Source organism: Streptomyces sp. NPDC023838 (assembly GCF_040639555.1).
GTDB lineage: Bacteria > Actinomycetota > Actinomycetes > Streptomycetales > Streptomycetaceae > Streptomyces.
The window spans coordinates 59,265-68,049 of record NZ_JBFAAD010000038.1 but is presented as its reverse complement, the minus strand read 5'-3'; the positions used below and the strand labels follow the sequence as shown (position 1 = coordinate 68,049).

Sequence of the window (8,785 nt, the reverse complement as noted above, 5' to 3'; positions counted from 1 at the left end):
AAAAGCTGCAGCACCCGTACCACTTTGTCGTGTTTTTCGAACCCGGGGGGGGGGCGGGGGGGGCCCCCCCCCCCGCCCGGCCGCTCACTGGGAGCCGCGGAAGTCGTCGCCCTCCACGATCAGACCGCTGACCAGCGCCCCGGACATCCCGGCGTGCGCGAGCCCGCCGCCGGGGTGGGCCCAGCCGCCCGCCAGATAAAGCCCCGGCAGACGCGTCCGGTTGCCCGGGTGCAGCCGGTGGGCACCGGCCCCGGCCAGCGAGGGCGCCGGGACCGAGCCGCCCTGCGCGCCGGTCTCGGCCTCCGTGTCGGCGGGGGTGCGCGCCACGCGCCACAGGATCCGCTCCCGCAGCTCCGGCACCGCCGCTCCGGCGACCTCCACCAGCGTGTCCGCGTACCGCTCGCGCACCTGCTCGTCGGTCCAGTCGACCGGGCCCTGCGGGGGCACGGTGGCCGTCAGCGTGACGGCCTCGTGGGCGTCGTCCGGGCGGGTCGCCGGGTCGTCGGGGCGCAGCACCGTGACCGTCGGCCGTATCGCCGGGTGGCGGGTGGTGAAGACCGCCTCCGCCTCCGCGGCCGCGTCGGGGGAGTGGACCACCGTGCGGTGCACAGCGTCCGCCGGGCGCTCGCCGCGCAGGGCGAGCAGCACCGTGAACCGCCCGGGGGCCGGGTCGGCTGCCGGGCGCATATCGCCGTCCCGCCACGGCTCGCGCCCGCTCAGCGGGCCGGACCCGGGGCGCGGCTGGGCGGCGAGGACCACGTGGTCAGCCTCCGCCACCTCGCCCCCGGCGAGCTCCACGCCCGCGGCGCGGCCGTCCTTCTCGACGATCCCGGTGACCTCGGCGTCGAAGACGAACGTGACCCGGCGCGCCAGGCACCGCTCGTACACCGCGCGCGCCAGCTCCCGCATGCCCCCGCGCACGTACCAACTGCCGAAGCTCTGTTCCAGATACGGCAGCAGGGCGGCGCTCGCCGGGGCCGTGCGCGGGTCGAGGCCCTCCGCCAGCCCGTGGCTCGTCAGGAGGGCGGCGAGCCGGGGGTCGCCCAGCTCCCAGGCGCCGATCTCCGCCAGCGTGGACGCCTGGCGGGGGGAGCGCAGCAGACGGCGCAGGCGGAGCGCCGGGTACGGGTCGCGGGCCAGCACCTGCCAGTCGGGCCAGAGCGGCTCCTCCAGGAGCGGGCGCCGCGAGCGGTCCCAGGCGTCCCGCGCGCGGCCCAGGAAGTCGCCCCACTTCTCGCCCGCGCCCGCGCCGAGCGCCCCGTCCAGCGCCGAGACGACGCCCGCGCGCGAGGCGTTGGGCAGCGAGACGTCCGTGCCGTCGGCGAAGAGGTGGCGTGCGGCGGGGTCGGTCGGCGTGAGCTCGACCCGGTCCTCCAGGGGCTCCTTGCCGGTCTTCAGGAACAGGTCCCGGTAGACCGCGGGCAGGCGCAGCAGACCGGGGCCGGTGTCGAACGTGAACCCGTCCCGCTCGAACCGCCCCAGCGCTCCGCCGTACGTCGACGCGCGCTCGTACACCGTCACCCGGTGGCCTGCCACGGCCAGCCGGGCGGCAGCCGCCATGGCGCCCATCCCGGCGCCGATCACCGCAATCCGTGCCATGCCGGTGACTTTATCGGCCGCCACTGACAACGCGGCCGTCCGGGCCGCGGGGGCTCACCGCGGCGGGCTCGGCTCCCCGGCCGCGGCCAGCCGTCTCTCTTCGCGGCGCTGGGCCCGGCGGCGCCGGAAGCGGCGGATCCGGCTCCAGAGGAAGACCAGTATCACCACGCCGAGCACCAGCAGGGTGCCCGCGATCACGGCCGCGGCGACCGGGTGGAAGATCGCGAAGCTGATGATCCCGGCGACGCCGAGGTCCTCGGCCGTGCTGAGCGCGATGTTGCTGAACGGCTCGGGCGAGGTGTTCACCGCCATCCGCGTCCCGGTCTTCACCAGATGGCTGGTCAGCGCCGTCGAGCCGCCGATCGCGCCCGCCGCCAGATCCGGCAGCGAGCCGCTCTGGCCGGCCAGCAGCGCGCCCACCACGGCGCCCGCGACCGGCCGGATCACCGTGTGCACGGTGTCCCAGACCGAGTCGACGTACGGGATCTTGTCGGCCACGGCCTCGCAGAGGAAGAGCACCCCGGCGACGATCAGGACGTCGGGACGCTGGAGCGCGTCGGGCACCTCGTCGGTGACGCCGGTCGCGCCGAAGATGCCGAGCAGCAGGACGACGGCGTACGCGTTGATCCCGCTGGCCCAGCCGCTGGTGAAGACCAGGGGGAGTACGGACACGGACGTGATCGTAGCCACTTCCGGCTTTTTCCGGCTGGGGTTGAGCACGGACGCCTGAGTATCCGTACTCAGAAGACGAGATGAGTAATTGCGCGGATGGGGTCCCATCTGCGCGGACGGGAGAGTGGAGCGCACGGAGGGGGCAGACGCGTCCGTACCGCCGACACGGGGCGGCGGAACGGCGCGGCTCCCCTGACGAACGGGGTACGCGCGCGTGGCGTAACGGCCACGCGCGCGTAGCGCGTCGGTCGATGCGCTCGCGACGAAGGTCGGGGCGCTGTAACAGCCACGCGCGCGTAGCGCGTCTCAGCGTCCGCTGACCCGTCCGTGCAGCAGCCGCGAGAGGGCCGCGTGCACCTCGTCGAGAGAGCGCTCGCTCTGGAAGGCCTGCCAGTCGAGCGCGGCCACCAGGACCATCCCGACCAGCGCCGCCGCCGTCAGCGGGATGTCGATCTCCTCGCTCAGCTCGCCCTCGGCGACGGCCTCGCGCAGCACCGTCTCGACGACGGCGACCGCCTCCTGCCGTACCACCATCAAGGTGGACTGCCAGGCCCGGTTGGTCCGCCACAGCTCCGCCACGTACAGCTGGGTGAAGGCCGGATAGCGGTGGATGAACTCCAGGCCCGCCCGGATCATCGCGTCCAGCGCCTCGACCCTGCTGCCGCCGCGCGCGTGGGTGACGTCGGCGGCCTCCTGCAGCGAGGCGGTGAGCAGCCCCACGCCGTGCCGCAGCAGCTCCTCGAACAGCTCGGTCTTGCTCTTGAAGTTGTAGTAGACCGTGCCCTTGGCGACGCCGGCCCGCTCCGCGATCTCGTCGACCGTGGTGGCCGAGAAACCCTGCTCGGCGATGAGCGTCACCGCCGCCTCATAGAGCTTCTGCCGGGTCGCCTGCCGTCTGGTGCTGCTGTCCATGTGGTCGATTCTCACAGGTCCACGGCTCCTAGAGGGTCAGCTCGGGGTGGAGCCGTTCCAGCGTCCAGACCTGCTTCTGCCTGGCCGCCAGGGCGGTCAGCGCCAGCGAGCCCACCGTGAACGCCACCAGCACCGCGCAGCCCTGCCACACCGGCCCGAGCCCACCGCCCGTGATCAGCCGGCGCAACCCGTCGACCACGTAACTCATCGGCAGGTACGGGTGGATCGCGTTGAAGAACGCCGGGCTCGTCTGCACCGGATAGGTGCCGCCCGCCGAGGTCAGCTGGAGCATCAGGAGCGCGAGCACCAGGATCCGCCCGGCCGCTCCGAAGCGGGCGTTGAGCCACTGCACGATCGCCGCGAAGCAGCACGAGACGAGCGCCAGGAAGCCGATGGTCCCGGCCCCGCGCTCCATCTCCAGACCGAGCCCGAAGTGCAGCACCGTCATCAGCGCGCCCACCTGGAGCACCCCGACCGCCGCCACCGGCAGCCAGCCCGCCAGCGCGATCCGCCAGGCCGAGGCGCCCGCCGCGAGCGCCCGCCGGTTGAGCGGTTGGATCAGCATGTACGCGACCATCGCACCCACCCAGAGGGAGAGCGGGATGAAGTACGGGGCGAAGCCGGTGCCGTAGTTGGGCGCCTTGTGCAGCGCCTGCGAGGCGAGCCTGACCGGGTCGGCCATCACATCGGTGCGCTTGTCGCGGTCCTGCTTGTCGTAGTCGGGGATCTTGCCGACGCCGTCGTGCAGACCGCCCGCCAGTTCGGCGGAGCCGCTGGAGAGCTTGAGCAGACCGCCGTCGAGCGTGCCCGCGCCCTTCTTGAGCTTGCCGACGCCCTTGTCGAGCTCGCCCGCGCCCGTCTTGGCCGAGGTCAGACCGGTGTGCAGGGTGCCCGCGCCCTTGGCGACCTCCTTGGCGCCCTTGTTGAGGGCGTTGACGTCACCGACGGCCTTGTCGAGGTCCTTGGCGAGCGTCGGCGCGTTCTTGGCGAGCTTGCGCGCCTGCTTCTGGAGTTCGGCGAGGTTCTTGTCGAGCGTCTTGAAGTCGCTGTTCTGGTCCTGGACCACCGTGTTGAGGTCCTCGGCCAGGGTGGCCGCGGTGCCCGCCGCCTTCTTGGCGCGCTTCAGCTCCGGGCAGGCCGGACCGGGCGTCACGGAGGACTGGCACAGCGAGGCGTAGGCCGTGTTCAGGTCGTTCGAGGCCTTGCGGGCGCCGGTCGCGGCGGCGGGCGCCGCCTTGATCACGGCGCTCAGGTGGTCGCGGACCGGGCCCACCGAGTCGTCGACCAGCCTGGCCGTGTCGCCGATGGTCTTGGCGTTTTCCTTGAGGAACGGACGTGCCTTGTCCGCCGCCGCGTTGACCTTGTCGGCCAGGGTCTGGGTGCCCGCGGCGACCTGGCGGGCGCCGTCCTCCAGGTCGGCGGAGCCGGTGTTGAGCTTCTTGATGCCGCCCGCCAGCTTGCCGCTGCCCGTCTTGGCGTCGCTCAGGCCGTCCGCGAGGTCCTTGGAGCCCTGCTTCGCCTTGCCGAGCCCGCCCTTGAGGTCGGCGGCGCCCTTGGCCGCCTTCTCGGTGGCGTCGTGGAGGTCGGAGAACGAGATGAAGATCTTGTCCAGGAAGGAGCGGGAGGCCTTGGCGGAGGCCGCCGAGCGCACCTCGGAGAAGACCGTGCGGGAGATGGACCCCACGATGTAGTTGTTGGCGTCGTTGGTGCGCACCTGGAGGGCGCCCGTCTCGGGGGAGTCCCCGGAGCTCGACGCGATCCTCTTACTGAAGTCGGCGGGCATCGTCAGGGAGAGGTAGTACGTGCCGTCCTCGACGCCCTTGCGCGCCTCTTCGTCGCTCACCTCGTGCCAGTCGAACGTCTTGCTCTCGTGCAGCCGCTCGGCGATGCCGTCGCCGGCGGCGATCTTCTGACCGCCTGCGGTGGCGCCCTTGTCCTCGTTGACCAGCGCGACCGGCACCCGGTCGAGCCGTCCGTACGGGTCCCAGAAGGACCACAGGTACAGCGCGCCGTACAGCAGCGGCAGCAGCAGGAGCGCGACCATCGCGGCGCGCGGCAGCTTCCCCCTGCCGAACCGCTTCAGCTCAAGCGCGGCCAGTCGTGGCGAACGCATCCCCCGCCCCCTCCTCGTGCTCGTCGTGCCGGTCGTGCGTGTCGGGCCTGTCCTCTTCCGTACTCCGTACGGTGATGTCGGCGTCCTCGGGTGCCTGGCTGCAGACGGCGATCACCGTCGTACCGGCGTCCGCGATCGACCGCAGCAGCGCCCAGGCCTCGGCGCGTTCGGCGTCGGAGAGCTTCAGGTCGGCGTCGTCGACGCCGAGCAGCCGGGGCCGGCCCATCAGCCCCAGCGCCACGGACAGGCGCAGCGCCTCCAGGCGTTCCAGATCGCGTACGGAGGTGCGCTCGCCCTTCGGCAGGGTGGCGAGGTCGAGGCCCGCGGCCTTCAGCGCCTGGTCGATCGTCGCCCTGGCCGCGGTGCGGCGCTCGGCGGGCGTGCGCAGCAGAGCGCGTACGGACCCGTCGAACCGGTGCTGGAGCAGCGCCCGTTCGCGCAGGTGCTCGGCGACGGTCAGGGCGGGGTCGAGGTCACTGACCCCCGGGACCGGGCCGAGTGCGCTGAACCGGCGGACGGCGGCCATCCTGCGCGGCAGCTGTTCGCCGCCGACCTCGGCGCGGCCCTCGGCGGGCTTCATCCGGCCGGTGAGCGCGAGCAGCAGACAGGTGCGCCCGGAGCCGGAGGGGCCCTCGACGGCGACGAGCGAACCGGGCGCCGCGTCGAGCCGCACGCCCCGGAAGACCCAGCCACGCGGCCCTTTGAGTCCGAAGTCCTCGGCGGTGACGCCTGCCCCGTGCGGGCTGTCCACGTTCCCCCCATTCCTGGAACTGACATCTTTTGAACTGACTGGTCAGTACAAAAGATAGCCCGAACCTGCGTACGGAACAAAGGGGCAGGTCACGCACGGGTGCCCGGCCCGGCTCGGGGCAAACGGGAGGAGGCGGGACGGACGCCGCGGCCGATTGTCAGTGGTGCCCCTCACGATGGACACATACGGCCACAGCGCCGTCACACGACGACAGGAGGTTCGTCATGGCCAGCCATCGCGCGGCAGCCGCCCACCGGCGCCGCCCCACCGGCCCTGCCCCCTCACTGACCGGCCTCGCCCCCTCACTCGACGGCCCGGCGAGCGACATCCACCCGGTGCTGCGCCGGGACGGCGCGCCACCCGCCGCCCTCGACCTGCTCGCCCAGGCCCGCAGCGGTCTGGACGAGGCCGCCATGCTCGAAACCCCCAACGAGCGGTACGCGACAGCGCACTTGGCGGCGCTGCGCACCGCCGCCGCAGTCCTCGCCGCCCGGGGCCGCCCGGAATCCCCTCCGCGCCGACGCCCGCGGATCCGGAGCGCGTGGGAGGTGCTGCCCGAGATAGCGCCCGAACTGACCGAGTGGAGCGCGCTGTTCGCCTCCGGCGCCACCCGCCGGGCCCGCGCCGAGGCGGGCATCCAGGGCGCGGCCACCGTGCGCGACGCCGACGACCTGATCCGCGACGCCGCGATGTTCCTGCGACTGGTCGAGCGCCTCCTCGTCCTGCAGCCCGTGCTGCCCCAGCCCAGGACCCGGGAGCCGGACGCGGGGTGAGGTGCGGGGGCCGGGCCGGGCTGGACCGGTGGCGGGGGTGCGGTGAGGTGCGGAGGCCGGGCGGGGGCGGGGGTGCGGTGAGGTGCGGGGATGAGCCGGGGCGGGCCCGCGAGGCAATAGGGTGGACGGGTCTTCACCGTTCTTTGCCCCGCCGTCCCGCGGCGGCGCCGCGCCGAGGAGTCAACTGCCGTGCCGGACCCCATGCGCCCCCGCGCCTCTCTCCGTACCGCCGTGGTCTGGGAGGTCCTCAAGGACGCCCTCGACCGCCGGGTCAAGGCGACCGGGCGCGAGGCGCTGGACGTCCTGGACACCGGCGGCGGCTCGGGCAACTTCGCGGTGCCCGTCGCCCGCCTCGGCCACCGGGTCACCGTGGTCGACCCCAGCCCCAACGCGCTGTTCGCGCTGGAGCGCCGGGCCGCCGAGGCCGAGGTCGCCGACCGGGTCCGCGGCGTCCAGGGCGATGTGCTCGGCCTGTTCGACGTGGTCGAGCGCGGCGGGTACGACGTGGTGCTCTGCCACGGCGTCCTGGAGTACGTCGAGGACCCGGCCGAGGGCGTGCGCAACGCGGTCGACGCGCTGCGCTCCGAGGGCGCGCTGAGCCTGCTCGCCGCGGGCCTCGGCGGCGCCGTACTCGCCCGCGCGCTCGCCGGGCACTTCACCGAGGCCCGCCGGGCCCTGGGCGACCCGGCCGGGCGCTGGGGCGACGGCGACCCGGTGCCCCGGCGGTTCACGGCCGAGCAGCTCACCGCGCTGGTCGCCGCGACCGGTGTGGAGGTGGGCGCGGTGCACGGCGTACGGGTCTTCGCGGACCTGGTTCCGGGGGTCCTCGTGGACACCGAGCCCGGGGCCCTGGACGCCCTGCTCAAGCTGGAGGCGGCGGCGGCGGAGCTCCCCGCGTTCCACTCCGTGGCGACGCAGTTGCACGTCCTGGGCGAGAAGCGCGCCTGACTCCCGTCCTGGCCCCTGCCTTGACCCGGCCCTGGCCTCTGCCTTGACCCCGGTCCTGGCCCCTGCCTTGACCCCCGTCCGGCCGGGCGGGCGGCTTCGGTGCGGCCGGTGGACCGGGCCCCGCTCCCAAGCCCGGCCGTCCCGGCGCTGATCAGCGACGCTGTCCCGGATGGAGTAGCGGCATGGAGTACGCCACAGGCCCCCCGATCGGCGGCTTCGCCCCGTATGATCGGGGTACAAGGTCCGGCATGGCGGGTCGCTCGATGGGGAATCCACTCCCCACCGGGCGAGCCGCCGTGGCGGCTCGGATTGGCGAATTGGCGTAGAGGGCGGGTTTCACGGGGGCGATTCCCTGCCTATCCTGAAGGGGCCGCATCCGGTCGCCCCCCGCGACCGACGAGTAGGAGGACTCCGTGCCGCTCTCGGAGCACGAGCAGCGCATGCTCGAGCAGATGGAGCGAGCGCTGTACGCCGAAGATCCCAAGTTCGCGACAGCGCTTGAGGGAAGCGGGCTGCGTACGTATACCCGACGACGGGTCTACCAGGCGGTCGCTGGCTTCTTGGTGGGTATCGCGCTCCTCATGATTGGTATCGGGCAGGGGATCTGGATCAGCGTGGTCGGGTTCCTCATCATGCTCGGCTGTGCCGTGCTCGCGGTCACCGGTTGGCGCAAGGCGCCACGGCGTGGTGAGCAGCCTGCGGGTGGTGGTGCGGCGGCGCGGCCTGCCGCGCGCACACGCGCACCGAAGCGGTCGATGATGGACCGCATCGAGCAGCGCTGGCAGCGGCGCCGCGACGAAGGCGGTCGCTAGGCCCGGCGGGCCCGCACGCACGTGGATGTGGCTGAGGGGTGATCACCGACGCGGTGGTCACCCCTCAGTCGTATGCCGGATGCGTTCGCAGGTGCGGGTTCTTCGCCTCGGCCTGCGGCCTTCGCTCGTCCTCAAGCGCCGGACGGGCTGATTGATCGGCCCCCTCGGACCTTGGCCCTGCCCGTCGCGCCCTGCGGGTTCTTCG

The 8,785-nt window shown here is 73.2% G+C and carries 8 protein-coding genes; 3 read left to right on the top strand and 5 right to left on the bottom strand.

The window, feature by feature from the left end:
• Positions 1–84: 84 nt before the first annotated feature.
• The 5 genes from AB0G17_RS32020 to AB0G17_RS32000 all read right to left on the bottom strand — a co-directional run bounded on the left by AB0G17_RS32020 (position 85) and on the right by AB0G17_RS32000 (position 6,047).
• Complete coding sequence (locus AB0G17_RS32020; RefSeq protein WP_361390252.1) at positions 85–1,599, bottom strand: NAD(P)/FAD-dependent oxidoreductase; 1,515 nt, start codon at positions 1,597–1,599, stop codon at positions 85–87.
• Between the two features lie 54 nt (positions 1,600–1,653).
• A complete protein-coding gene (locus tag AB0G17_RS32015) occupies positions 1,654–2,271 on the bottom strand; it encodes a DUF4126 domain-containing protein (RefSeq protein WP_361390250.1) in 618 nt (205 codons plus the stop codon).
• A gap of 306 nt (positions 2,272–2,577) precedes the next feature.
• Entirely contained in the window at positions 2,578–3,183 is a 606-nt protein-coding gene (locus tag AB0G17_RS32010; RefSeq protein WP_067158182.1) for a TetR/AcrR family transcriptional regulator, read from the bottom strand.
• A gap of 28 nt (positions 3,184–3,211) precedes the next feature.
• Entirely contained in the window at positions 3,212–5,296 is a 2,085-nt protein-coding gene (locus AB0G17_RS32005; RefSeq protein ID WP_361390248.1) for a YhgE/Pip domain-containing protein, read from the bottom strand.
• On the bottom strand, positions 5,268–6,047 hold the full coding sequence (locus tag AB0G17_RS32000) for an ATP-binding cassette domain-containing protein (protein ID WP_361390246.1): 780 nt from the start codon (positions 6,045–6,047) through the stop codon (positions 5,268–5,270). Before AB0G17_RS32000 ends, AB0G17_RS32005 begins: the two co-directional genes overlap by 29 nt.
• 224 nt (positions 6,048–6,271) lie before the next feature.
• Between AB0G17_RS32000 and AB0G17_RS31995 the strand changes: the two genes are divergently transcribed.
• The 3 genes from AB0G17_RS31995 (at position 6,272) to AB0G17_RS31985 (ending at position 8,580) form a co-directional block, all read left to right on the top strand.
• Positions 6,272–6,820 carry an SAV_6107 family HEPN domain-containing protein gene (locus AB0G17_RS31995; protein ID WP_361390244.1) on the top strand — a complete coding sequence of 183 codons (549 nt, stop codon included), beginning with the start codon at positions 6,272–6,274 and terminating at the stop codon, positions 6,818–6,820.
• A 189-nt stretch (positions 6,821–7,009) separates the two neighbouring features.
• Positions 7,010–7,768: a methyltransferase gene (locus AB0G17_RS31990; RefSeq protein WP_361390242.1), complete on the top strand. Its 759-nt coding sequence runs from the start codon at positions 7,010–7,012 to the stop codon at positions 7,766–7,768.
• Positions 7,769–8,181: 413 nt separating this feature from the next.
• On the top strand, positions 8,182–8,580 hold the full coding sequence (locus tag AB0G17_RS31985; RefSeq protein WP_067158170.1) for a DUF3040 domain-containing protein: 399 nt from the start codon (positions 8,182–8,184) through the stop codon (positions 8,578–8,580).
• Positions 8,581–8,785 lie beyond the last annotated feature (205 nt).